Origin of the sequence: Pseudoalteromonas sp. SR45-1 (assembly GCF_014163655.1) — a bacterium.
Lineage (GTDB): Bacteria > Pseudomonadota > Gammaproteobacteria > Enterobacterales > Alteromonadaceae > Pseudoalteromonas > Pseudoalteromonas distincta.
On sequence record NZ_JACJDR010000026.1, the window covers coordinates 19,441 to 45,474 of the forward strand.

Here is a 26,034-nt window from a genome sequence, read left to right on the forward strand (position 1 = left end):
CTAGCACATTAATCTTATTAAGGCTCAGTATTTACTGAGCCTTTTTTATTGAACAAAATAAAGGAGACAAGTACACTAAAACGATATTTTAGAAGGAGAACTGATTGTTAAAACAAGATGAAAACTTATCTTTTGTCATTGAACCAGAACTAACTCCTCGTTCTGAACAGCGCATAGATCTGTATTTTTCTATCCCTAATGAAATGGGGATCAATCCGCAAACACTTAGCGAAGAATCTTACTTTAATAACCACTTTAAATCACACCTAGCGTATAACGCTAACAATATACACTTGCCTTTAGTGCGAAGCCGTTTTGTTAGTAAAAACAAAGGTGAGCAACAAGATTACCGGCAAAACCTTAATTTATTTTGTTACCAAGTACGTTTAGCCCTTGATGCCGATATAAAAGACGCGTTAAAAATTGATGAAGCCGAAGACTTTTATAAACGTGCTAACGAGGTATATGAGCAAAGCGAAGGGCTTTTAAAAAAGCTGCGTCGCTACACACCAGATGACGAAAAACTACTGCCATTTTTTACCAATGCTGATAACTATTTAAGTTGGCATGTTGAGCAATCTTTTTTAAAGCTTTTAGATGAAGGCCCACGTAGTAGCGATTATGCAAAAGAGCGTAACGATTTACTGCAGTTTTGTAAAAGCGAAAATACGTATCGAGCAGAGAAAAGCTACAACTCTGAAACAACCATGCAAGACGCAAATCGAATAACAAATAAAATGCGCTTGTTACAACGCTTAATTGAGCACGGCGTAATATTACAGCGTCAAACGCGGTTTCTTAACAGCTACCTTAAGCGATTAGTTAAAGGCACTGTTACAGCCGTTATCATGGCATTTGTGATGGTTGTAATACTCAATGCTCGCTCAACGTTTACGGAAGTCACCGCGACGCTTATTTTAATTTTAGGGGTTATTTACGGGCTACGTGAAATATTTAAAGAAGATATTACACGTATGATTTGGCGAGCCATTGTACAAGGGCGACCTAAGTGGCGATTTAGTTTTAAAAATAGTATTACCAAAGACAAAGTAGCGAGTCAGTTAATTTGGCTTGAATACATGCGCTTTAAAAAAATACCTAAAGAAGTGAAATCTATTTTTTCAAAACGTCGTCAACAAAATAAACAAGCTGCGCAGTGGTTACACTTTGCAAGTGAGACACGTGTTAGTGCGAAAGAATTTTTGCCCGGCTACGATACACTACAGCACACGCTACAATTTAATCTTGCACCATTTGCACGTTATTTAAAACGTGGTGAAGGGAAGCTATATCATTTAGACAGTAATAAAATTTCTAAGCAGGCTGTAGAAAGGCGTTATCAATTAAACATGGTACTTGTGCTAACTGAGGAAGATAAAATACTTTATCAACGCTATAAAATAACGTTAAATCGCAGTAAAATCGTTAATATTGAGCTTATCTACTCCAAAAAATGAGTTTAATTAATTTTAAAAGGGGCTGATACAATCAGCCCCTAATATTTGGTCACTTTATTTATTAGCTAAGCCATGTTTGCTATATAAAGTTACTTTGTCTGATACTAGCGTGATCTCGATATTTTTTGCTTCATCGCCCCATACACAGTTAGTATGTAGTGTTTTTTCAACACAGTTATCAGCACTGCCTAAAATAGTTTCAACTTCAGTCTTATCCATGCCTACTTTAATTTTTTCATAATTTTCAAGACTTACCTTAGAACAAGCCGCAAGGCTTAATGTAGCTGCGATGATAAGGAGTTTTTTCATTGTTATATCCTACTTAATATTAATGTTTGAATTTTCTGATCTGGACAATCATGCCCATTCGTGGATGGTCAAAGTAATGTACTTCACCACTAATTACACGTCTAAACTGAGAGAAACGGGCTGACTCTATATCGCCGTTTTCTAGCTTTTGGCTAATATCAAAATTAGCTGTAATGTATAAATAATGTCGTAAATGTATTTTAAATAAACCGTCTAGTTCCCACTCTGCTTTTGATTGATCTGGGTCGTTAAATAGTGCCGGTTGTGAATTTAATAAACTTACAAAATCAGGGTTTGAATAGCTAGGTGTTACATTGGGTTCATTTTTAAGATGCTTACCCGCCATTAAATGCATGCTTGGGGCGCGTGACTTGCTTGCACCTTCAAAGCGCCAGCCAGTATGTAGAATAGGTGTTAAGCCTTTGCGGTCCAGTTGCCTATATTGCGCTTTAAATTGCAGCTGTTGCGGCGCTAATAAATAGGTTTGCTGCATATCATCTTTAGCGGGTGCTAAAGGCGTTACAGGTAGCTCATCGTAGCTTTGTAGGTAGTCAATACTGTTGTCACATACACCTGATTGCGGGTTTGAATTAACTAATGAATCAGTAAAAGTGCGTTTTTGAAAACGCTCATCGCCATCTATGCAGGCCTGCATTGCTTGTTCAGTGTAAAGAGGGGTCAGTAAGTCTAGCGTATTTTTATCTTCGATAGCTTTGTGCTTAAGGCTAAAGTCTTCTTGTAAATACGGGGCAGGGCGCTGTTTAAATACAAGCACCTCAACCTCAAACCAGCGTTCTGCAAATGCAGTGCTGCTAAATAAGCAGCATAAAACAATAAGCGATTTTTTTAGCAACATTAATGGCTAACCTTTTTTTCGAAATCTGCAATCATTGCAGTGACCATTTTTAAGCGTTCGCGGGCATTTGCCTCACTAATTGCAAAGCGCAGTTTATTTGCGCCATCCATTTTGTACACCTTAGGTGCACTTTGTATCAAGCCAATGATGAAGCTAGGGTTAACCTTGGTATCTTGGCTAAACTCAAAGTAACCACCTTTTGGGTTTGCCTCAATTTTAGTTATACCTAAACTACTAGCTTTCATTTTTAATAATTGTAGGCTAAATAGGTTTTTAGCAGCATCAGGTAGTAAACCAAAGCGGTCTATTAGTTCCACCTGTAGTTCATCCATATCATCAAGGTTAGCACAACTTGCAATTCGCTTATACATACCCAAGCGTGCATTAACATCGTGTATGTAGTCATCAGGTAGTAATGCAGCCAGCTTTAAATCTACTTCGGTTTGTTTTTGAAGTAGGTTTTCAAGCGTTGGCTCTGTACCCTCGCGCAGCGCATTTACGGCTTGTTCGAGCATTTCCATATATAAACTAAAGCCGATGGTTTGCATTTGGCCTGATTGATCATCGCCAAGTAGCTCACCCGCACCACGAATTTCTAAATCGTGTGTAGCGAGGGCAAAACCTGCACCTAAGTCCTCTAATGATTCAATTGCTTGTAAGCGTTTACTCGCATCTTTAGAAAGGGCTTTAGGGTCACCTGTTAGTAAGTAGGCATACGCTTGATGGTGGCTTCGACCAACTCGTCCACGTAATTGGTGTAACTGGGCAAGGCCGAGTTTGTCTGCTCTGTCCATGATAATGGTATTAGCCGTAGGCACATCAATACCGGTTTCGATAATCGTGGTACATACCAGCACGTTGTATTTTTGATGGTAAAAGTCAGTCATTATTTGCTCAAGCTCTTGCTCGCGCATTTGGCCATGGGCTGTAGTCACACTGGCTTCAGGTACCCATTCACTAATTTCTTGTGCAACACGCTCAATAGTTTCTACGTTGTTATGTAAAAAGTAAACTTGGCCACCGCGTTTAATTTCTCGCAGTACTGCTTCGCGTATAAGTTCTACATCGCGTTGGCGTACAAAGGTTTTTACCGCTAAACGTTTAGCCGGTGGCGTTGCGATTATCGATAAATCGCGCATGCCGCTCATGGCCATGTTGAGTGTACGAGGTATTGGCGTTGCAGTCAGTGTGAGTATGTCTACATCGGCGCGCAGTGCTTTAATTTTCTCTTTTTGGCGAACACCAAAGCGATGCTCTTCATCAACAATTAACAAGCCTAAATCGTTAAATTTAATGTCTTGTTGAATAAGTTTATGTGTGCCAATAACTATATCGAGCTTACCATTGGCCATTTTTTCAAGTGTGTCTTTTTGCTCTTTAGTGGAGTTAAAGCGCGAAAGCACACCTACTTCAATAGGAAAATCAGCAAAACGGTCTTTAAAGTTTTCATAGTGTTGTTGAGCGAGCAAGGTGGTGGGCACTAAAATAGCTACCTGCTTATCATCGTTAACTGCTACAAAAGCAGCGCGCATGGCCACTTCTGTTTTACCAAAGCCTACGTCACCACACACTAAACGATCCATCGCTTGTTTTGATTGCATATCACCTAATACGGCTTCTATGGCGTTGCGCTGATCGTCAGTTTCTTCAAACGGAAAGCTATCGCTAAATTGGCGATATGCAGGGGCGTCTAGGGTAAATTTATTACCAGGTTTTGCTTGGCGCTGAGCATAAATGTCGAGTAATTCTGCGGCTACATCGCGAACTTTTTCAGCCGCACGTTTTTTTGCTTTTTCCCACGCATCTGAGCCAAGCTTATGCAGCGGGGCGCTGGCTTCTTCACCGCCAGAGTAACGACTAAGCATATGCAATGCAGATACTGGCACGTACAATTTAGCTTCACTTGCGTAAGTAATTGTTACAAATTCAGTAACTACACCTGCAGCATCAATTGTTTGCAACCCCTGATAACGGCCAACACCGTGATCAAGATGCACAACAGGTTGACCTTCTTTAAGCTCGGCTAAATTACGAATTAGCGCATCTTGGCTGGCTTCGTACTTGTGCTTGCGGCGTCTGCGCTGAGATACTTTTATGCCAAGCAGTTCTTGCTCGGTAATAATAGAAAGGCTTGGTTTAGTGCCAAGTACTACACTTTGCTCGAGCGGACTTACTATTAAGCCTACGTCACTTGCACTTTTTATAAATTGTTCGAGTGTTTCAAATTCTTTAAATTTTAAACCGCTTGGTTTTAAAATGCTCAGCAATGATTCGCGACGACCGTCCGATTCAACACTGAGTAATATGCGGCCTTTTTTCTTTTTTTGCTCTGCTACATAATTTATAAACGCGCCATAAGGTTCATGCTGTTTATGATCAATTCGAATGGCTGGCAGCTCGCTAACGCTTAAGTTTTTATTACCTGCTTTAGTGCCAAGCTTTGCAAGGGATAATCTAATACGTGCAAAATTGCCTAAATTAGAAAACAGCTCTTCAATTGGCTGATAAAGCGCATTGGGTTCTAGTAATGGACGAAGTGGGTCAACTCTGCGGTTTTCATAGCGTACATTTACATCGTGCCAAAAGTTATCTGCCGCGTGCTCTAAATCACCCAGCTGCATAACGGTTGTTGTATCTGGCAGGTAGTCAAAAATAGTCGCGAGCTTTTCAAAAAACAACGGCATGTAGTATTCAATACCTGCAGGCCAGTTACCTTTGCTTACTTGCATGTATACTGAATCTTGCTGCGAGCTTGCGCCAAATTTTTCACGGTAGCTTATTCTAAAGCGTTCAATATCAGCGTCGTTAGTAGGAAATTCATGCGCTGGAAGTAGCTCAATTTTATCTACTTTTTCATCAGAGCGCTGTGTTTCTACATCAAATAAGCGAATGGTATCGAGTTCGTTATCAAAAAAGTCGAGTCTAAATGGGTGCGGGCTACCCATTGGGTATAAGTCAACGATAGAGCCGCGTATAGCGTATTCGCCGTGCTCCATTACTTGTTGAACATTTAAATAACCGGCTTGCTCTAAATTGTCACGAAAGTTATGAGTGTCTAGTTTGTCGCCTACTTTAAAGTTTATTGTTGAACCGTAAATAAATGAGGCCGGGGCTGTGCGCAACATTAAAGTAGATACAGGCACAATTAACACACTTTGTTGTTCTTTTTTTAAGGTGTTTAAAGTGGCCAAACGGGCTGAAATAATATCTTGATGGGGAGAAAAATGATCGTATGGCAGAGTTTCCCAATCAGGAAATACCATGACTGGGTTATCGGGTAATAAATATTCTAATTCTGTTTCAAGGCGCAGTGCACTTGGTGTATCAGGCGTAACAATTAAGACTAAGTTATCTTGTTGTTTAACGCCTTCAGCAATAGCAATACTTAAACCACTTCCGCTTAGCTGGCCCCATTGAATTTTATCTTTATGAGATTTTACCCAAGGCAAGGCTGCCCATTGCTCAAACGCCATTTATTACTCCATTTATAGTTGGCTCTTAGCAAGTAAGAGCCATCTTGAGTTAAGGTTACTTAGTCTCGGTATATTTTTGTTAGGTCTTTATAGTGATCAATTCGTCTATCACGTAAGAAAGGCCAAATACGTCTTACGTTTTCTGAGCGTTTTTGATCAATTTCTACTACTAAAATTTGCTCATCAGTATTATTAGCCTCTGCTAATAGTTCACCTTGTGGGCCTGCAATAAACGAATTGCCCCAAAACGAAATACCATCGCTTTGCGCACTAGGGTCACTTTCATGGCCAACGCGGTTACAGCTAATTACCGGCACGCCATTGGCAACAGCATGGGCACGCTGGCTAATAACCCACGCATCTTTTTGACGAGTTTGCTCAGCAATGTCGTCGTTAGGATCCCAACCGATAGCGGTTGGGTAAATTAATACCTCAGCGCCAGCCATTGCCATCAAACGTGCAGCTTCAGGAAACCATTGATCCCAACATACTAGCACGCCTAATTTACCCACCGAGGTTTGAATAGGCTCAAAACCGATATCACCTGGGGTAAAGTAAAATTTTTCGTAAAAACCTGGATCATCAGGAATATGCATTTTGCGGTATTTACCTGCAATACTGCCGTCTTGCTCTAATACAACTGCAGTATTGTGATAAAGGCCCGTAGCGCGTTTTTCAAATAAAGACGCGACAATAACAATGCTTAGCTCTTTAGCAAGCTCACCTAAGGCATTACTGCTAGGGCCTGGAATGGTCTCGGCTAAATCAAATACGTCAACATTTTCGGTTTGGCAAAAATAGAGGCTTCGGTGTAGCTCTTGGAGTACAACCAGTTTTGCACCTTTTTGAGCGGCTTCACGAATGGCACTTATTGATTTTGCCATATTGTCCTTTGCGTTATCGGTATTGCTTTGTTGCACTAACGCAACGGTTAATTTTGCAGGGCTTGTCATTGTGCTGCTCCAGCTAAAAATCCACGAGGTAATTGCATTGTAATACAGTGCAGGCTGCCAAATTGTTCAATAATTGGTTGGCAATTTACGCCAATAATAGTGTGTTGTGGGTATGCTTTTTGAACTTGTGCAAGAGCACGTTCATCATTGGCATCATTATACGTTGGCACAAGCACAGCATTATTAATAATTAAGTAGTTAGCGTAGGTAGCCGGTAAGCGTGTTTGCTCATCGTCATAAGCGGCTTTTGGCCACGGTAACTCAATTAAGTTATATGGGGTGTTATCGGCAGTTTTAAAGGTTTTTAGTTGTTTTTCCATCGCATCAAGTGCGCTAAAATGCTCATCAGTTTTATCGTCACACTGCACATATACAAGGGTATTATTTGGTGCAAAACGCACTAAAGTATCAATGTGGCTGTCGGTATCATCGCCCGCTAAATAGCCATGTTCAACCCATAAAAAACTCGTCGCGCCTAAGTGCTCTTTCAAAAGTGCTTCAATATCATTTGGGTTTAAATCAGGGTTACGGTTTTTATTAAGCAAACACTCACTGGTTGTTAGCAACACACCGTGCTCGTTTATTTCAATACCGCCACCTTCAAGTACCATATCGAGCGCTTGATATTGGTTGTTTGTGCTACTTAGCTCTTTTACCAAAGTACGATTAATTTGATTGTCTAATGTGCTTTCAAACTTATTGCCCCAACCATTAAAAGTAAAATCATATACTTTTAATTGTTCTGTTGAATCAATAGCGGCGCAAGTAAGCGGACCATGATCGCGCGCCCAGGTATCGTTAGTAGGCGTTACTACAAAATGAACACGATTAAGAGAGACGTTAGCACTATTTAGTAATGCTGTAATATGCACTTTTAAGGCACTGTTATGCGCCACAATAACAAGCTGTTGCTGCGTTGTTATGTGTTTAGCAAGTTCAATATATACAGGTTCTACACGCGCTAAGTTGTCGGCCCAATCGGTGTCTTTGTGAGGCCATGTAAGCATAACAGCGTCTTGCTCGGCCCATTCTGGTAAAAGTCTAAAGTTCATGAATTTTATATACTAATTAAGATGGCGCTAGTTTAGCATTTTACATAAAGATGTCAGCTAATTATCACTGTTTAGGTCGCCTTGGTTTTGATCAAGTTCTTGACGTTTTTTAAGTTGGCGGGTTTGAGCATGTAAACTCGCTCTAACAATAAGTTCTTGGTCAGTGGTTCTAATTGCGGTAAAGAGCATAGTGTATTGGTAGTGTTCGCTATCTTGTTTTTCTACTGCCACAACTTCGGTGTAACAATAAACCGCAGAGGCCTCGTGGTGCAAAAACAGTTTGGTTCTAAATGCTTGGCCAATTGAGTGTACTTCGGGTGATGTAAAACGAATACCGCCACCGCCGTAGCTATCACATTGTATTGCGTTATCTTGGGCTTGTTCTGAGGCCAAAATATGGCTCATTATTAAATCTATTTTACGTGACTGCGCTTGTAAAAATGTAGCTAGCTCTTGTGCTATATCGCCTAAGTTACGCAGTGGGCGTAACGAGCTTTGCTCAAGCTCACTTACTTCATTTGCTAATCTAAATAGTGGGGGAATGTCGTCTTCAAGCTCAAGCTGCGATTTAGGAACTTGTCCGGTTGATACGGGGAATAAATTTACTCTTATACTTTCATTAATTTGAAAGTACTGCTCAAACTCACCTAATCTTTCACTATTCATTATGTTCTCCACCACGTATTTATTTAATAGTAGCGTTGTGAGTACTAAATTGCTAGCAGATAAAATAGCGCATAGCGGTCTAAATGCTTTGTTTACATTCGATTTTTAACATACTAATTATGAAAATAAATACACTAAGACATATTTAGGGTTAGTTATAAAAAAGCGGCCAATGTCATCCTAACATTGGCCGCTTGGGTATTGATTCATCAGCGTGTACTTATTTAAGTAGAGCGGCTAATTCATGTAAATCTTTCACAACGTGATCTGGTTTTTTAGCTAATGGGTAAAGTGCTTTACCTGGGCGTGCTATAAAAGTGGTTTGTAAGCCAGCTTCTTTTGCACCAGCAACATCCCAACCATGGGCTGCAACCATCATTGCTTCATTTGGTGCTACGTTTAGCTTTTTAAGTACCCACTCATACGCACGTAAGTCTGGTTTGTAAATTTTAATATCTTCAATGCTGTAACGCGCATCAAAGTAAGACATTAAACCAGCGCTTTCAAACTGTGCCTTTACACCTTTGTTAGAAGAATTTGTAAGGCTTACTAACTTATAGCCCTGTGCTTTGAGTTTTGCCAGTCCTTCTTTAACATCGCTGTGTGGAGGAAGCGTTAAAAGAGGCGTAACAATAGCTGTTTTAGCTTGTTCACTTGTAATATCAATGTTGTTGTTTTGAGCAACCATAAGAAGTGACGCCACACCGATTTGCCCAAAGTCGTGATAACTACCGCTTACTGTATCTACTAATGAATGATGCAGCATAGTTGAAAACCACAGTGGTAACAAATCTTCACGCCCGCCTAGTGCTTTACCAATAGAGGTACGCATTGACGCTAAATCAAGTAGGGTTTCGTTTACATCAAAAATAAGCACTTTAGGTTTTGCTTGTTCTTTTGGTTCATCAGCGACTGCATAACCAGATACAAGGCTTGTGCCCACAAGTAGTGAAAGAGTAAGTGTTTTTAACGATTTTAAAATAGACATTAATTATTCTCCGATTCAAGTGCTGTCATAACATCAATAGGTTCTGCGCGTAGGGTGTAATCTTCGCTTAAAAATGCGTATGTAATAGCACCTTCTTGGTTTATCACATAGGTGGCCGGTAGCGGTAATTTAAAGCTTTTATCGCCGTAGTAGTGTTCAAAATCAATACCAAATTGTGTATATAACGCTTGAATACGCTCATCAAGTGTAAACAATAAACCAAATTGCTCAGCTACTTTATTGCTCACATCGCAAAGCACGTCAAATTCAAGGTCGTTTTTTTGTGCAGTTGAGAGAGTTTCATCAGGTAGTTGTGGTGATATTGCGATTAACTGAGCACTTTGAGTTTTAAATTGTGGTAAGTAGTCGTTAAGTGCTTTTAGTTCTAAATTACAATATGGACACCAGCCACCACGATAAAAGCTAATAATTACCGGGCCTTTTTTTAGTAAATCTGCAAGCTCAATGTTTTCGCCGTTATGGTTGGCTAAGCTAAAGTTTTCTACTTTTTGACCAATTTGCAATGCATTGTCTTTAATATGCTGTGCAATTAGCTCTTCGTTTGTAGTGTTCATTAGTGCCAAAACGTCAGCTGGCAATTTGGCATCCTTTTGTACGTTATAGGCATCTATTTGCGCTTTTAAACTCATGATTGAACCTCAATAATTAGACTATTTGCAATTATAGTGTTTTATATATTTAAATAAACATTGCAATACTGAAAGCTTCATTCGAAAATATTAAACATTGAAAAGTGCACAATGGCATCTTTATGTATAATTTAAGCGACCTAGAAACATTTATAGCTGTAGTTGAAAATAAGGGCGTGCTTGCTGCTGCCCGCGAGCAGCGTTTATCGCCTGCAACGGTGAGCCATCGCTTAAGTAAACTAGAGCGTGAGCTTGCTACAGTACTTGTTTTTAGAGATAGCAGGCGAGTACGGTTATCTCCCGCAGGTGAAATATTTTATACGCGTGTGGGGGCTATAATAGAAGCTCTACACGATGCTGAACATAGTATTGGCGCGCGTAGCTCATCGGTGAGTGGTTTACTACGCGTGACCATGCCGCCTTGGGTTTTTTCAAAATACGTAATGCCTAAACTCAATGAGTTTGAGCAAGCTTACCCTGAACTAAAGCTTGATTTTTTAATAACGGATCATTTTGTAAATGTAGTTGATGACGCGCAAGATGTTGCAATTAGGGTGGGAAAGTTAAATGACTCAGGATTACTTTCTCGTAAAATCGTAAACAATAGTCGCATACTTTGTGCAGCCCCTAGCTATATAGAAAAGTACGGCATGCCTGAAAATTTAACGCAATTGAGTGAGCATTATTGGGTTTGCCTGCCGTGGCAACGCCAGTTAAAGCTTTATGACGAACACAAAAAAATACATACCTTTAATGCTAAAACCCGTTTTACTATTTCAAACTCCGATAATATGACACAAGCTGCTATTGCAGGTCATGGTATTGCTATTAAATCAAAAATAGCGATTAATGAAGATCTTAAAAACGGTATTTTGGTTGAAGTTATGCCAGGGGTAATGGCACAAGATGATGCACCGGTTTGGTTTTTACGTCCGCAAAATAGTTTAACAACCCGCAAAACCGATGTATTTTATGATTTTATGAAATCACTATTTTTGAGCTGCGAATAAGCGTTTAAATGAGCGTTTTACTCCAATTAAAAACAAATAACCAGTAAGCTCTGCAAGCAAGGCAACAATTATGGCTGCAACAATGGCGGCTATAATAGAGTCTTTTTTCAAAATGATTTGACCTTCAAAGCGTTGCCATACTTGTTGCTTTATATCGCTCATGCCACTGATCATAGTAAATATATACGGAGATTTCTCAAACCTATTTACGGCTATCTGTAAATCTTGCTGTCGCTCGTAAAGAGTACTGATATTACTTGCCCCTATGTTCACAATTTCATCATCAATATTTTGATAGTGTTTTATTAGCTTAGTTAAATCATTATTGAAATACTTAGCTGCATCGCTTTTAAAAGGCGCAACGGCATTATTAGCTTCAATTAACTGGGCTGATAATGCTTGGCCAAAGTCACTTACAAATGCAGGTATTTGCAATCCAAGTAGTAAACCGAATGCAAAGAAACTAAGTCGTATATAATCTAAAAGTTTACTCATTTATATTCCTATGCATTTAAATAACCCAGAATTAACATTTGAGCTTGTTTTTATGTCAAAAACTCGTAATCTATTGGGGCGTGTTAAGCTTTGTGGATTGAAATTTGTTCAATCTAGGTGCGATTTAATCGCGGCGCGGGGTTTTAACCTAGCGGGCTAAGTCAAAACCGAGCAACAAAGAGTTAATCGTCCCTAGATCGAGCTCAAAGGGCAGCGCATGTTTGGCATTTATGCTGCGTTATCACTTATTTATGGGGAGTAACCACACTACATAGGCTCTGCCTTGCCTAAATACCAAACGTACTGCTGCAAATTCAACCACGAAAGGCCAACACGCCCTAATAAAAAAAATAACAACAGGTGGATGTTAAGGATGACGAAAAAAGTAAAGTTCACGTCAACATTTGTTGATATTTCTAAACAGCTCAAACGTTTTGTATCGCGCATTGTTCAACCCGACGATGTAGAAGATATTGTGCAAGAAACTTTTGTAAAAAGCTATGAAGCTGATTTAAAACAAGACATCCAGTTTACCCGCAGTTATATGCTAAAAACAGCAAAACATCTAGCACTCAACCATATAGCTAAGTGGGACAATAAATTTAATGATTCGTTAGAAAACGATAACGAATTGCCCGTATTACTCAAATCAATGAAGCTCGAAGACGAATACACATCTAAAGAGCGTTTTTTACTTTTTTGTAGAGCTACTGAGCAACTAAGCTCATCGATTCGTAAATGCTTTATATTAAAAAAAGTTTACGGTATGAGCCAAAAAGAGATAGCAGACCAAATGCAGTTAAGCCAAAGCACTGTTGAAAAACACATTGCCAAAGGATTGTTACAAACCATGTTATACATGCGTGAACATGAGCAAAGCCCTCAAACGAACCTTAAAGCTCAAGCACATCCTATATCAGTTAAGAGGGTCGCAGAATGAGTAATGTTCATCAATTTAATTCAAAAGATTTAATCTTAGAAAAGTCATGTGATTGGATAAGCGCGATTGATCGTGGTTTAACTGATGATGAAAAAGAGCAATTTAAATTATGGATGATGCAAAGCACTGCACATCAAGACTCTATATACGAGCTTGCTCAGCTTTGGGATGAGCTTTCAGTATTAAACGAATTAAGTCATTTATTTCCTCAGCGCAACAATACTAAAACATCAAAAAACAAGTGGATGTTTTCTTACTCAATTGCAGCGAGTTTGTTTGCAGCGTTAATGGTATGCAGCTACTTATTAATTAACTTAGAAAATGGCTACAACCAAGAGCTTGCTAAAGTTAATTACACTAAAATTTACAAAACAAAAGTAGGCGAGCAAGCAACGTATGTATTGCCAGACGGCACCATAGTGCAGCTTAATACTAATAGCTTACTAGAAGTTGCTTATAGTAAAGGCCGCAGGCAGTTATTACTTAGTCGTGGAGAAGGGCGCTTTAATGTAGCAAAAGATGCCACGCGTCCGTTTAGTGTTATGGCTGGTGATAAAAGTTTTACCGCGTTAGGCACGGTATTTAATGTACAACGCAATACTTCATCAGATTTAGAACTGGTGGTTACTGAAGGCAAAGTGATGATCACTGATCCAAGTGTAGCGGTTGATGCAAATGACTTTAAAGATTATCAACTTGCAGATAATAGCACGAAAAAAATTCGTCAAATTAATGCCAATATTGTTACCTCAGGCGAAAAAGCAGTTATTGAGCAAAGTGTTACAAAACCAATTACGCAGCTTTCAATGAACGACGTACAACGCGATTTGGCATGGCAAAACGGGATGCTTATTTTTAATGGAGAAGAGCTAAGCGATGCTTTAAATGAAGTAAGCCGCTATACAGCCACACGTTTTGAGCTTTCATCAGCTGAGCTTGCCAGTATTAAAGTGGCTGGAGTATTTAAAGCCGGTGACGTTGAAGGTTTACTAGAAAGTTTACAAACTAACTTTTCGATTGATCATGAGCGTTTAGGTGAGCATGTAGTAACGCTAAAACACCATACAGAATCATAAGTAGACGTTATGCAAATCAAACTAATGTTAGGTAAAGTTACATCAATAAAGATTGAACGTAAAAAAAACATTAAAAAAAAGAAACAAACCCATAGAGGATTTTTGTTTGTCAGCTGTTTATATAAGTTGCGCAGTAACCAAACGCATTTATTGAGTGGATTTAGTGTGCTTGCACCGGCTATTTTTAGTTTAAGTGTACAAGCAGCAACACAAACCACTGGGCAAATGGTGCAATTTGATATAAAAGCGCAGCGAGCAGACAAAGCCTTAATTGAATATGCTAAACAAACAGAGCAAACCGTGGTGTTTTCTTATGAGTTGGCAAAGCAGTATGACGCAAATTCAGTTTATGGATTTTACACTCAGCTAGATGCTCTAGAGGCATTATTAGGTGGGACTGAGCTCGATGCGGTTGTTGATCAAAATGGTTTACTGAGTATAAAACTCAAACAAATCAACAGGAATGATAACAACATGATGAAGCTTTCAGCGGTCAGTGCAGCAGTATTACCAGCTTTACTTGCAGTAAATTCGCAAGGTGTAAACGCAGCAGAAGAAGTCGCTCAAGAAAAAATTGAAAAAATTGCTATTGTCGGTAGCCGTGTAGCAGGACGTTCAGTTGAAGATTTACCCGTTCCAGTAGATATCCTAAGTGCAGAAGCGCTTGAAAATACGGGCCAAACAGAAGTTGGTCGTATGCTACAGTCTATCGCCCCTTCATTTAACTTTTCAAGCTCTGCAATTAGTGACGGTACTGATGCTTTAAGACCTGCGACACTTCGCGGTTTAGGTCCCGATCAAACATTGGTGTTAATTAACGGCAAACGTCGTCATCAAGCAAGTATTATTCATATTAATGGCTCTGTTGGGCGTGGTACCGCAGGTACTGACATGAATGCAATTCCAGCTTCTGCAATTAAACGCATTGAAGTATTACGTGATGGCGCTGCTGCTCAGTATGGTTCTGATGCCATTGCTGGTGTTATTAATATTGTGCTCAAAGATGGTAGCGAAGGTGGCAAAGCGGCTATTAACTACGGTCAATATTCTGAAGGCGATGGCGAAACCATTAACCTTGATTTTAATAAAGGCTTTGCGCTAGGTGATGACGGTTATTTAAATACAACTATCAATTACCGTGACCGTGCACCGACTAACCGTGCCGGTTTACATGGCTCTTGTCAGTTTTATGGTTGTACAGAACTAAGTGACGGCACTTTACTTGCTGGTGATCCGCGTGAGCTGACAGCCGATCGTGATACCTTTAGAATTGGTGATGCTGACTCTCAGCAGTTTGGTTTAACAATTAATACCGGTTACGAGTTAGGTGATGGCGAGCTTTACGGCTTTATTACTTACTCAACACGTGAAAATGAGTCGGCTGCATTTTTCCGTCATAATGCAAATGCAGGTGGTAACCCAGTACTACAAGATAACGATGCGACGATTCCGCTAGGTTTCTTACCAAAAATCAACACAACTATCGATGATATCTCGTACAACTTTGGTTATAAAACTGAATTTGATAACGATGCAAGCCTTGATTTATCTTACACCTATGGCGAGAACAGTATTGATTACACTACAAGTGACACTATCAATGCCTCATACGCTAACTTTTTACGTTATGACCAAGGTTTAAGTGCAGCTGATATTCGTACAACTATTCCACGTGAAGCGTACGCTTACGGCATGGAATTATCATTGCAAACAATCAATATTGATTTTACACAAAACTTTGATGATTATTCGTTAGCAATGGGTGCTGAAATACGTACTGATGAATACCGTATTTTAGAAGGTAATGAATATGCGTACCGCGATTACGACACATTAAATGGTGTAAGTATTTACAGCGGTTTAAGTGGCGGTGTTGGCTCTGAAGATGCATCGGGTGGTTCACAAGGTTTTGGTGGTTCATCACCTGCGTCTTCAGTGGATGAGTCACGTGATGTAATTTCATTTTACGTAGATGCAGAATCTTATGTAATTGAAGATGTGATTTTATCTGGTGCACTTCGCTACGATAACTACAAAGGTTTTGGCGATACAGTAAACTTTAAACTTGCTGGTAACTGGTCTATTACCGACGATATTTCATTACGTGGTGCATTAAGCTCAGGATTTAGAGCGCCTTCAATGCAGCAGCTTTACTTTAATAACGTAAGCACACAATTTGTTGTTGATACTAATGGGAATTTAGTTGCAGAAGAAGTTGGTACATTTAGAAATGATTCAACACTTGCGCAAAGTTTAGGTATTCCAAAACTTAAAGAAGAAAAATCACAAAACCGTAGTTTAGGTATTGTGTATAACGTTACCGATAATATTAATGTAACCGTTGATTACTACTCGATTGATATTGACGACCGTATTGTAATTAGTGATCGCTTAGGTAAAGGGTTATCTACAAGCCTTGATGCAGCACTAAATAGTGCAGGTGCTGGCGTAGGGCAGTTTTTCTTAAATGGTGCTGATACAGAAACACGTGGTGTTGATTTTGTAGCAACGTGGAACACTGAAGGTTTAGGCGGCACGCTTGATTTTACACTTGCAGCTAACTTTACCAAAACAGATGTTGTATCGTTGTTCTCTCCTGCTGGCTCAAGCCTTGAGACAGTAAAAGTAGAAGATATATTCTCAGCTGAAGACATCTCTATTATAGAAGAGTGGCAACCAGAGGACCGTATTAACTTAAGTGCGCTTTATCAACGTGATGATTGGACTGTTAACCTCTCACTTAATCGTTTTGGTGAATACACAGTAGAAGATGGTGGGCGTCAAACGTATGGCGCAGAAATTTTAACTGACGTTAAAGTTAACTACTTCGTTACTGAAGACTTATCAGTAAATATTGGTGCAAATAACTTGTTCGATGTTTACCCAGATAAAAATGAAATAGGTAACTCTCGCTCAGGTACTATTGTAGATGCTAATGGTAATACCGTAATTAGCAGCTCAGGTGTGTTTGACTACTCACGTCGTTCGGCTCCGTTTGGTTTTAACGGTGCTTACTACTACGTAGGTGCAGAATACCGTTTTTAATTAATAACCTCCCTTTTGTTATTTAACTCAAAGGGCCGTAAGGCCCTTTTTTTGGTTTTAGCTTGGGCTGATTTTATTTAGAAATCAAACTTATTGGATAATCATCGTATTGCTTAATATTATTCATGACATTCATTAAAGTATTATGTGTACTGTTTTCGTCTGCGGTTATAAGTACCGAACTTATTTCATATTCAGCCGCGAACATAGCTAAATTAGTCGCAACTTGCTCTAAATCAATTAACCTCTCAGAAAAATATACTCCGTTACTTTCATCAATTTTAAATAAAGCATTTTTAACAGGCTTATCTATTTGAGGGCTGTCGAGTGGTCGGTTTAATTCAATAGCCACAGGTTTTACAAAAGATGTAGTTACAATAAAGAAAATTAGTAATATGAACACTATGTCTAACATCGGGGTCATATCTACATCAGCATTATTTTGTAGTTTGGTTAGTTTTTTCATATTGGACCTTATTTTTAATTAAATGCTGCGGCGCCACAGCAAGGTTTTAGGTACCTATTAACAAAATTAGCACAGCAAAAATAAAGCGTGGTTAAATAAATATTCTAATAACATTAAATATTTGTACTAATTATGTATTTAAATTGTGGCGAAATAAGGTGGTGTTTATACCGATCTGCTTAAAAATGGGTCTATTTAGCATCGTTATAATGTAATTCAATTTGTTAAATTGCTTAAAAAACTATGTAGGTTGGTATTAGAGGTAATAAAAAACCCAGCTCGAGGCTGGGTTCTAGTTATGCGCTATGTAAGCTTAATGCTTTTGCATACGGCTCATTTCTGCATGGCAGCTTTGCATTGTTAATAATGTTTTAGCCAGTGCAGCTTCGCAGTCAGCTGGTTGCGGTTTATCCATTGCTGCTTTAATTTCTTCAAGGGTTTTATCTTCTACCTCTTCAAGCTCTTTTACATACGTGCTGTCGTTGTGTGAGGTGAAAGTAGTCAATAGAGCTGTGTACGCACGTCGTGCTTCAACTGCGAAAGATGAGCCATCTTCGCGTTCGCCTTTTTCATTAATTGCATATGGCTGCAAGCGCTCAACACTCACTTTTCGGGCATCTATCATACGCTGAAAAAGTGCACCAATAGCAGGGTCTTCAACTTTTTCCTGTGCTTTTTGATAAAAATCGATGCCGCTGTTCATAACTTGAATGATGTCAGTAATATGATTTACTTCTGATCCTTGATGGGTGTTCATAATGACCTCTTTAATTAAATGAATGTATAGTTCAATTAAATAAAAGCAATGTATGTTCCACGTTTTAATAGTTATGTAGTTATTTGATTTTATTGGTTTAATTTTGTTTCAGTAGGATGCTAAGTTAACAGGCAAAAAATTAACCTAGCAATTTTTACATTATATTGTGTAATAAAGTTATTTTAGCTCTTCAGCTACTTCAGCTACTTTTTGACGTAACCAAATGTGACTCGCATCGCGATGTAACAGTGGACTCCAAATCATATCAAGCTCAAAAGGAGGAATTGGAAATGGTGGCTCTAAAATTTTAAGCCCCGGATCATCTAAATATATATTTGCGGCTTTTGAAGGAAGGGTCGCAATCAAATTTTTCTCTTTAGCTAAATGAATAGCTACATGGTAGTTACGCGTAAAAGTGGCAATATTACGATGCTTACCAAAGTGAGCAAGTGCTTCGTCAACCCAGCCAAGTTTTTGCACATCTTTAGGGTCCATGCCTACACCTACACCAAAACCTGTTTTGCTTACCCATATATGGCGCGCTTTTAAATAGCTGTCGAGACTAAAGTTTTCAATTATAGGATTATCGGCTTTTACTAAGCAGCAAAAACTATCTTTCCAAATACGTTTATGATGAAAAGACTGAGGTAAGTTTTCAAAACGGTTGATTGCCATATCTACTTTACCGTTTTCTACATCATGAAAGGTGACATCACTTGGTGTGAGTATATCTAAAGTAGTATCGGGGGCTTCTTCGTGCAATTTACTTAAAAGCTTTGGTGCTAATGTACTTGCAGCGTAATCACTGGCCATTATTCTAAACACACGCTTACTTTGGCTTGCCTCAAATTCTCGATTAGGAGCTAGAGTTTCTTCAAGGGTCATTAAAATGCCACGAATAACGGGTTGTAACTCCAAAGCACGCTCGGTAGGCACCATACCATCGCTGGTACGAACTAAAATAGGGTCGTTAAATAAGTTACGAAGACGTTTAAGGCCATTACTCATTGCAGGTTGCGTTATACTCAATTGATTAGCAGCGCGTGTTACGTTGCATTCTCGAAGCAATGTATCGAGGTAAACGAGTAAATTTAAATCTATTTTACTTATATTCATTGTGTGTGTCCTTTAGCGCTTACCAGTGGTGAATAAAGCGCTGTGCTGTCGGGTATGGGTAAATATGACTTACCTGACCATTTTTTATATTTTGTTGTGCCTGCTTCCAAAAGCTAACATCTATAAGCTCTGGGTGAGTGCTGAGTAAAAACTTTTTATACATAGGGTTTGGCATTACAAATGTACAAAGTTGCTCAGGAAATACGTCCTGTGGTGCAACAGAGTAACTTTGTTCATCCATTAAATAGTCGTCATAGCTCTTTGCTTTTGGTAATGCTCTAAAGTTCATATCGGTTAGATATTGAACTTCATCGTAATCGTAAAAAATAATACGTTTGTGCTTACTTACACCAAAGTTTTTTAAGAGCATATCACCAGGGAATATATTAACAGCAATCATTTCTTTTAGGGCTTGCCCATATTCTTCAATCGCGTCGGCGACACTTTCTTCATCAGCATTTTCTAAAAACAAGTTAAGAGGTGTCATGCGCCGTTCAATATACAAATGCTTGATGATCAACCAATCGCCCTCAATTATCATTGATGAGCCAATTGTTTTATGTAATTGCGCAAGTAAATTACTATCAAAACGCGCTAAAGGAAATACGACGTTAGAATACTCTATGGTATCGGCCATTCTGCCAACGCGATCATGGTTTTTTACCAGTTGATAGCGTTTTAATACGGTATCACGGCCAAAGGGTTTACTCTCACCAAATTTGTCTTTTATTACTTTAAAAACATAGCCAAATGAGGGGAGGGTAAATACCATCATCACCATACCGGGAGTCCCCGGTGCAATTGTAAACTCATCACTAGAGTGAGATAAGTGATTTAAAAACTCTCGGTAAAACTCAGTTTTCCCCTGTTTATGAAAACCCACTGCATTATAGAGCTCAGCAAGTGTTTTGTTTGGCATAAGTTGATTTAAAAACCGAACAAGTGCTGAAGGTGCGTGTGTCTCTACCATAAAATAAGCGCGGGCAAAGCCAAAAATAACACGCATTTGAGATGACTTAGTTAAAAGTGCATCTAAATATAATCCGTTATCTTCATCGTGTAATACAGCGATTATAAAGGGCTGAACCCCACTTTTTGAAACAACACGACCAACAATATAGGCTGCTTTATTACGATAAAAAGGCGTGTGTAAGATATCAAAGCGCATTTGCCAAGGTTGGTGATGTGTATCGGGGGCTTGTTTATAAAAAGCTTTAACAAGGAGGCGGATATCACGCTCTAAATTTACAAATGGGGCTTTAAAATCAAAATGATTAATAATGCGTTTTATTGTTGGTTTGAGGCCATCAACTACAGGAAAGTAAGTTCTATATTCTGCTTCTACAGGCACTGAAGGAGCATCTTTTAAGGTTGCTTCTACAAATATAAAGTCATTATGAAAATAGCGCCTATGGTACAGCCGGCAAAATACAGAGTTATAAAAAGTTTCGGCGAGCTCTGCTTGGGGATGAAAACATAAAAAATGCTGGTATATCTTTTTAACTTCAAGCCATAGGCTTTCATCGAGTTGTTCGGTTGGGGTTTCTTTTTTTAGCGCTTGCGTGGTTTCGTTAACACGATCATCATAATAGCTGATACGCAAACGGCTGATATCATTAATTGCTTGCCAATCTTTTTTTGCAAAGGCAAGAGGGGCTTTGGCTGTTGTTTTTTGAAATAACTGATAGTGCCTTTTAAAACCCGTTAAAATTAATTCAGCAATATGGCGAGGTTGCATTTGCACTCCTTAAAAGTCCCTAGAGTTTATACTCTATTGTGTTAAGGGTATGTTATTTTAAGTTTAAAACCAAGATAAATGTTACTTACTAACTAAGAGTAACTTATTGGAATTGAGCTATCTTTTTTTCGAGAATTTTAATTTGTTTAGTCACAGCCGATACGTTTTTCTTATATGTTTTATTAATTATTTTTAGTTTTTTAGTAATGTCTTTAGTAATACGCTTTTTATCATCAATGGCTAAGATATGATTTAACCGCTCTTGTTGTTTGTATTCAGCACGCTCTTTATTACGATCAAGTATTGTTAGTTTATGGTTATTACTGCGAAGCTCTGCCTGTAAGCCAGATAGAAGCCTTTCACGCTCAAGTTCGTTTAGTTGTTTAGTGTAGTCAACCTTAGGACCAGAATACTGATTACCCGTTGTGTTAACTTTATAAGTCGTTGCTTCGTCGTCACAGGGGAGTTGAGAAAAGACAGTGCCTTTTTCTGTTACACATTTGTAGTAAGTGGTATCGCTAAAGCTAAAAAAACTGATAAGTAAAAAGCTAGAATGGAGAATATAACGAGAAGTTTTAAACATACATGTCATCCTTGGTTTTTATATCTAACAACAATATAAAACTATAACCTAGCTTGGTGGTATATCAAGCTAGGTTAGGATAACTGTTATTGGGTAAAGGTTTTGAGCTTTTTAATACTCTGTACTAAAAATGGTATATCTAAACCTTGTTCAATAGAAAAACCTTCAGCGGCGGAAATGTTTTTAAAGTTACCATCTGAATCTATTAAGGTAATCCTATCTTTTTTATAGGCTATAACAACACCCTGAGAGTAGTTCACGCCCATATCGTCTTTTTTCTTGTATAGATTAACGCCTAGCATTGTTTGCTTGGCAATAGCTTTGCAATTTAAATATTGCCCAACGCTTGTTGCAATTAAATCGCTAGGTTGAATTAGCCCATCTACCTTAGAAATACGTTTGTCAGAGCTGTATAAAGTTGAGGTGGTTACTACTTCTTGCTTGTTATTGGCAAGACTAAAAGCAAAAACCTGTGTTTCATCATCTCGAACAGTAGGGGTATCACTCGCTTTAATTACTCGAATAGCACTAGAGCTATGTGCTTGATCATTAATAAAGCTTAGTTCTTCAATGCCAGTTACTTCAATGCTACGGCGCTGACTTTGCCAAACTGGGAGTGTCTGCTCGGTTAAAATTGCTGCTTTATAAAAAGCGGGTAAACCATACACTAAGCTAAATAACGTATCGTCATGATTTGTTGGCTGTAAAAACTGCTCTGTTTTGTGCATGTTTTTATTCTCGTCAACAAACTTTTCGAGTTGTTGTTGAGTTTCAAATACAAATATATCTACATTGGCTTGTGTGTAGTCCTCGCATTTTTCAAGCTGGCTTGGCATTTGATAACTAATATTTTGGTTATTAATTTTTACGTTGTGTGCTTGCTCGTAGCTTTCTATATCTAGCAGATCATTTTTAGCTAACAAGCTTTTAGCAGTAGTAGGGTATGAAAGTGGCAAAACATTATCTTGTTTTGTTACGTCAAAGTTTAAATTGGCGTCAGCCCAAATATGAATACTGTGGCTAAGCGAAAAACACACGATTAAAAAAGAAATTGCGTAACGTGCAAATTTATATTGCTTTAAACGCTCAAGGTGGTGCCATGTGTAATTACTAACAAGTAGCTGAAAGCCTAAAATAACAACAACAATACCACTGGCTAAAATGGTTGTTAAAGCAGGAGAGCTTGTTAAACGATGCCACAACAATGAAATGATCTCAGGTAAGGCAGATATACTTAGGTGATAACCTAAATTAACATACACATAAGCATCAAGAGTAAGCAATGATGCGCCTACAGTGGCTATTACAGCGGCCATGCCACGAATGTGTCGTGGGTAGGGGAATATTAAACTAAGCGGAAATACCGTCAGCACAAACGCTAAAAAGGCTATAAAACTAGTGTGGCTTAGCCAAGTAACTAGCATATAGGTAATGCCTAAAAAGCTTGTAGGTGGCGAGTCTGCAAATAAATAGCTTAAGCTAATAAGTAGGGCTAAGCCGATATTGGCAAAGGTAAACCAATGCCCCCAACTTAGCAGCTGACTCGCTTTTGATGAAAATTGATTGTGCTGCGATAAATTCATAAATTTTATTTAACCGACTGCGCGAGCGCTTTTGCAAAGTTCTCGGTTACAGCTTGTCTTTTCCCTGTTGGTACATGCTCTTTTAAGATATGCGTGATAGAATTTCCTAAACACATAAGACTTAAATCAACCGGCGCATTGTGTTTAGTTAGCACATCAATAAGCTGATCGACGATTTGTTCTACTTCTTCATTAGAGTATTTTGATAAGATTGGCATTAGTTGGTTCAATAAAATAGTTATATTCTCGTATTTTAACACTAGAGGCGTGAAAAACAAAGATGACAACAGACGTTAAAAAATTAGTCGTTCACTATGTAGACAAAAAAGACGACGATACGCAAATTCACCTTCGAAATGATGAGATGGTAATTAACGATAAAGTAGCCGTTTTTATCGAACAATTACATCATGCATACAATGGTAAACCTGGTAAAGGTTATTGTGCTTTCAGTGGTGACAAAAACAGTGTTGTAGCATCTGCAATGCAAAGTTACCGTAATGATGAGTTAGGCTTTTGGCATATGACCGAGCAAGCCTCAACGGTTTTAAAAGAAGAGCTTGATAAGTATGCATTTAGTGAAACAGGCTATTTAGTATTTTGTCATTACCAGTACGTTGCAACTGATTACATGCTAATTGCGATGATTAACATCAAAGAGCATTATTCTATGACCTCAGAGCTTGATTTAGCCGCTTCTCGTCATTTAGACATATCACGCATGCAACTTGCTGCTCGTATCGATTTAACAGCGTGGGATACACAAGCTGACGACAACCGTTATATTTCATTTATCAAAGGGCGAGCTGGACGTAAAGTTGCTGACTTTTTCTTAGACTTTTTAGGTTGTGAAGAGGGTATTGATTCAAAACAGCAAAGCCAAGTAATGCTTAGCGCAGTAGAGGATTATTTATCTGAGCAACAATTTGATAAATCAGAAAAAGACGATTTACGTAAACAAGTTTTTGACTACTGTAATGACTGTGTGACAACTGGTGAAGATGCCAGCGTAAGCGAGCTATCTGCAACGCTTACAAAAGGCGATGACAGCCCGTTTGATAGTTTTTGTAAAGAACAAAGCTATGACTTAGAAGAAACTTTCCCTGTTGATAAGAAAACCGTAACCAGCATGGTTAAGTTCTCAGGTCTTGGTGGTGGTGTGAGTGTAAGCTTTGAACGTAAACACTTAGGTGAGCGCGTAACTTACAACGAGGCAACTGACACGCTTGTAATTAAAGGTATTCCGCCAAACTTAAAAGATCAGTTACAACGTTTTATGGAAAGTGAAAGCGAGTAAATTTCACAAGTAAAAAGCAGATTTAAGAGCGCGGTATTTATATCGCGCTTTTTTGTATCGGTATATAAATTCGTTGCATCGGAAAAAAAACCTTAAAGATTTATTTCACATAGAGAAGTGAAAGAGGAGTAAATGAGAAACACAAGCTAATCTTATTCACGGTGTTAAATTTCGGCTGTAGGCGTAAAGCTTGCTTACGCGAGAAGCAACGCTTCTGTTTATTTAATTTCTTTGCTAACAAAACCACTAAAAGATCTATTGCACAAAGAGAAGTGAAAGAGGAGTAAATGAGAAAACACAAGTCATGCTTTATTGACAGGCTTAGCCTTATTACTACCTCTAAAAGCGCAGCGTCTCTTAACCTCTTTGTGAAAAAATTACTTTTTACGGGCTTTGTGCCCGTCACGCCAACAAGTTGTGCGTCTACAGGTTAATCTTATTCACGGTGTTAAATTTCGGCTGAAGTCGTGAAGCTTACTTACACGAGAAGCACCGCTTCTGTTTATTTAATTTCTTTGCTAACAAAACCACTTAAAGATTAATTTCACATAGAGAAGTGAAAGAGGAATAAATGAGAAAACACAAGCGATGGTTTACTAGCGGGGCTTTTTCAAGTTAGCTAGGCTTAGCCTTATTACTACCTCTAAAAGCGCAGCGTCTCTTAACCTCTTTGTGAATAAATCGCTTATTGTGGGCTTTGTGCCCGTCACGCCAACAAGTTGTGCGTCTACAGGTTAATTTTATTCACGGTGTTAAATTTCGGCTGTAGTCGTGAAGCTTGCTTACGCGAGAAGCAACGCTTCTGTTTATTTAATTTCTTTGCTAATAAAACCACTTAAAGATTTATTTCACAAAGAGAAGTGAAAGAGGAGTAAATGAGAAAACACAAGTCATGCTTTATTGACAGGCTTAGCCTTTTTACTACCTCTAAAAGCGCAGCGTCTCTTTACCTCTTTGTGAATAAATCGCTTATTGTGGGCGTGAAGAAACTTTAATAATTATTCAAATCATATAAACAAAAAAGCCCCGCTATTTATTAAATAGCGGGGCTTTTAAATGAATGTTAGTTATTAATCAACACTCATTGTTTTAGTCATTGCAGAGCTTGCACGACCAGCAGGTTTGATTGAACCTGCACGTAAACCACTGTCTGGAACTAGTTCACGTTTATCGTGAGCCATTGCTACAGACGTATGTTTCACTTCGCTATCAGCTACAGGAGTAGGTTGTGCCATTGGCGCACTTGCTGACCCTTGAGTAACCGCTGTTTTAACATGCGGTGCTGATTTTTCAGTTTTCACTTTTGCTTCAACTTTAGCTGGCTCTTCAGTGGCTACTCGTGTTTCAACTTTAGCTGGCTCTTCTGTTGCTACTGGCGTTTCAACTTTAGCAGGTTCTTCAGTTACTACTGGCGTTTCAGCTTTAGCAGGCTCTTCAGTGGCTACTGGTGTTTCAGCTTTAGCAGGCTCTTTAGTTGCTACTGGTGTTTCAACTTTAGCAGGCTCTTCAGTGGCTACTGGTGTT

General features: G+C 38.7%; 22 protein-coding genes and 1 pseudogene. 6 read left to right on the forward strand and 17 right to left on the reverse strand.

The annotated features are described in order from the left end of the window. Positions 1-104 precede the first annotated feature (104 nt). Positions 105-1,457 carry a hypothetical protein gene (locus tag H5089_RS19335; RefSeq protein ID WP_182712906.1) on the forward strand — a complete coding sequence of 451 codons (1,353 nt, stop codon included), beginning with the start codon at positions 105-107 and terminating at the stop codon, positions 1,455-1,457. Between the two features lie 54 nt (positions 1,458-1,511). Here the strand turns inward: H5089_RS19335 and H5089_RS19340 are convergent, their stop codons facing one another. From H5089_RS19340 to H5089_RS19375, 8 genes are all read right to left on the reverse strand, one after another. After that, positions 1,512-1,766: a lipoprotein gene (locus H5089_RS19340; RefSeq protein WP_024597375.1), complete on the reverse strand. Its 255-nt coding sequence runs from the start codon at positions 1,764-1,766 to the stop codon at positions 1,512-1,514. Between the two features lie 19 nt (positions 1,767-1,785). Continuing rightward, the gene (locus H5089_RS19345) at positions 1,786-2,622 is read right to left on the reverse strand and encodes a peptidoglycan binding protein CsiV (RefSeq protein ID WP_165723939.1); all 837 of its coding nucleotides are present in this window, start codon (positions 2,620-2,622) and stop codon (positions 1,786-1,788) included. Beyond that, entirely contained in the window at positions 2,622-6,095 is a 3,474-nt protein-coding gene (gene mfd / locus H5089_RS19350) for a transcription-repair coupling factor (protein ID WP_182712907.1), read from the reverse strand. Before mfd ends, H5089_RS19345 begins: the two co-directional genes overlap by 1 nt. A gap of 59 nt (positions 6,096-6,154) precedes the next feature. Next, on the reverse strand, positions 6,155-7,048 hold the full coding sequence (locus tag H5089_RS19355; protein WP_024597239.1) for a carbon-nitrogen hydrolase: 894 nt from the start codon (positions 7,046-7,048) through the stop codon (positions 6,155-6,157). Beyond that, positions 7,045-8,100 (reverse strand): agmatine/peptidylarginine deiminase, encoded by a 1,056-nt coding sequence (locus tag H5089_RS19360; RefSeq protein ID WP_182695104.1) that lies wholly within the window; start codon positions 8,098-8,100, stop codon positions 7,045-7,047. Before H5089_RS19360 ends, H5089_RS19355 begins: the two co-directional genes overlap by 4 nt. A 57-nt stretch (positions 8,101-8,157) precedes the next feature. Further along, positions 8,158-8,766: a PilZ domain-containing protein gene (locus tag H5089_RS19365; protein ID WP_182675369.1), complete on the reverse strand. Its 609-nt coding sequence runs from the start codon at positions 8,764-8,766 to the stop codon at positions 8,158-8,160. A 220-nt stretch (positions 8,767-8,986) separates the two neighbouring features. Then, the gene (locus tag H5089_RS19370) at positions 8,987-9,754 is read right to left on the reverse strand and encodes a haloacid dehalogenase type II (protein WP_182712908.1); all 768 of its coding nucleotides are present in this window, start codon (positions 9,752-9,754) and stop codon (positions 8,987-8,989) included. Beyond that, positions 9,754-10,404: a peroxiredoxin-like family protein gene (locus H5089_RS19375; RefSeq protein WP_182712909.1), complete on the reverse strand. Its 651-nt coding sequence runs from the start codon at positions 10,402-10,404 to the stop codon at positions 9,754-9,756. The genes H5089_RS19370 and H5089_RS19375 overlap by 1 nt, the downstream gene beginning before the upstream one ends. A gap of 122 nt (positions 10,405-10,526) precedes the next feature. Between H5089_RS19375 and H5089_RS19380 the strand changes: the two genes are divergently transcribed. After that, the gene (locus H5089_RS19380; RefSeq protein ID WP_165723944.1) at positions 10,527-11,414 is read left to right on the forward strand and encodes a LysR family transcriptional regulator; all 888 of its coding nucleotides are present in this window, start codon (positions 10,527-10,529) and stop codon (positions 11,412-11,414) included. Here H5089_RS19380 and H5089_RS19385 read toward each other — a convergent pair. After that, positions 11,394-11,909 (reverse strand): DUF2937 family protein, encoded by a 516-nt coding sequence (locus H5089_RS19385; RefSeq protein WP_182712910.1) that lies wholly within the window; start codon positions 11,907-11,909, stop codon positions 11,394-11,396. The two genes, H5089_RS19380 and H5089_RS19385, sit on opposite strands and share 21 nt — an antisense overlap. A 373-nt stretch (positions 11,910-12,282) precedes the next feature. Here H5089_RS19385 and H5089_RS19390 point away from each other — a divergent pair, with 373 nt between their 5' ends. From H5089_RS19390 to H5089_RS19400, 3 genes are read left to right on the forward strand one after another with little or no spacing between them, the layout of a single operon-like run. Beyond that, positions 12,283-12,849 carry an RNA polymerase sigma factor gene (locus H5089_RS19390; RefSeq protein ID WP_024597233.1) on the forward strand — a complete coding sequence of 189 codons (567 nt, stop codon included), beginning with the start codon at positions 12,283-12,285 and terminating at the stop codon, positions 12,847-12,849. Further along, complete coding sequence (locus H5089_RS19395) at positions 12,846-13,925, forward strand: FecR family protein (protein WP_024603563.1); 1,080 nt, start codon at positions 12,846-12,848, stop codon at positions 13,923-13,925. The genes H5089_RS19390 and H5089_RS19395 overlap by 4 nt, the downstream gene beginning before the upstream one ends. A 9-nt stretch (positions 13,926-13,934) precedes the next feature. Then, positions 13,935-16,970, forward strand: a complete 3,036-nt coding sequence (locus tag H5089_RS19400) for a TonB-dependent siderophore receptor (protein WP_182712911.1) — start codon at positions 13,935-13,937, stop codon at positions 16,968-16,970. Positions 16,971-17,043: 73 nt separating this feature from the next. On the opposite strand, the gene H5089_RS19405 is transcribed toward H5089_RS19400, so the two are convergent. The 7 genes from H5089_RS19405 to H5089_RS19435 all read right to left on the reverse strand — a co-directional run bounded on the left by H5089_RS19405 (position 17,044) and on the right by H5089_RS19435 (position 23,431). After that, positions 17,044-17,436: a biopolymer transporter ExbD gene (locus H5089_RS19405; protein WP_182692860.1), complete on the reverse strand. Its 393-nt coding sequence runs from the start codon at positions 17,434-17,436 to the stop codon at positions 17,044-17,046. Positions 17,437-17,749: 313 nt separating this feature from the next. Then, positions 17,750-18,193: a PA2169 family four-helix-bundle protein gene (locus H5089_RS19410; protein ID WP_002961486.1), complete on the reverse strand. Its 444-nt coding sequence runs from the start codon at positions 18,191-18,193 to the stop codon at positions 17,750-17,752. Between the two features lie 177 nt (positions 18,194-18,370). Continuing rightward, positions 18,371-19,309: a LysR family transcriptional regulator gene (locus H5089_RS19415; protein WP_002961484.1), complete on the reverse strand. Its 939-nt coding sequence runs from the start codon at positions 19,307-19,309 to the stop codon at positions 18,371-18,373. Between the two features lie 19 nt (positions 19,310-19,328). Next, on the reverse strand, positions 19,329-21,047 hold the full coding sequence (gene aceK, locus H5089_RS19420) for a bifunctional isocitrate dehydrogenase kinase/phosphatase (RefSeq protein ID WP_182712912.1): 1,719 nt from the start codon (positions 21,045-21,047) through the stop codon (positions 19,329-19,331). A 103-nt stretch (positions 21,048-21,150) separates the two neighbouring features. Next, positions 21,151-21,630, reverse strand: a complete 480-nt coding sequence (locus tag H5089_RS19425; protein ID WP_024596961.1) for a DUF4124 domain-containing protein — start codon at positions 21,628-21,630, stop codon at positions 21,151-21,153. Positions 21,631-21,716: 86 nt separating this feature from the next. Further along, entirely contained in the window at positions 21,717-23,213 is a 1,497-nt protein-coding gene (locus tag H5089_RS19430; RefSeq protein ID WP_182712913.1) for a DUF3413 domain-containing protein, read from the reverse strand. A gap of 5 nt (positions 23,214-23,218) precedes the next feature. Then, the gene (locus H5089_RS19435) at positions 23,219-23,431 is read right to left on the reverse strand and encodes a DUF1414 domain-containing protein (RefSeq protein WP_002961475.1); all 213 of its coding nucleotides are present in this window, start codon (positions 23,429-23,431) and stop codon (positions 23,219-23,221) included. 62 nt (positions 23,432-23,493) lie between these two features. Here H5089_RS19435 and yejK point away from each other — a divergent pair, with 62 nt between their 5' ends. After that, a complete protein-coding gene (gene yejK, locus H5089_RS19440; RefSeq protein WP_002961473.1) occupies positions 23,494-24,510 on the forward strand; it encodes a nucleoid-associated protein YejK in 1,017 nt (338 codons plus the stop codon). Positions 24,511-25,580: 1,070 nt separating this feature from the next. Here yejK and H5089_RS19445 read toward each other — a convergent pair. Further along, positions 25,581-26,034 (reverse strand): annotated as a pseudogene (locus H5089_RS19445) (ribonuclease E); the annotation flags it as partial.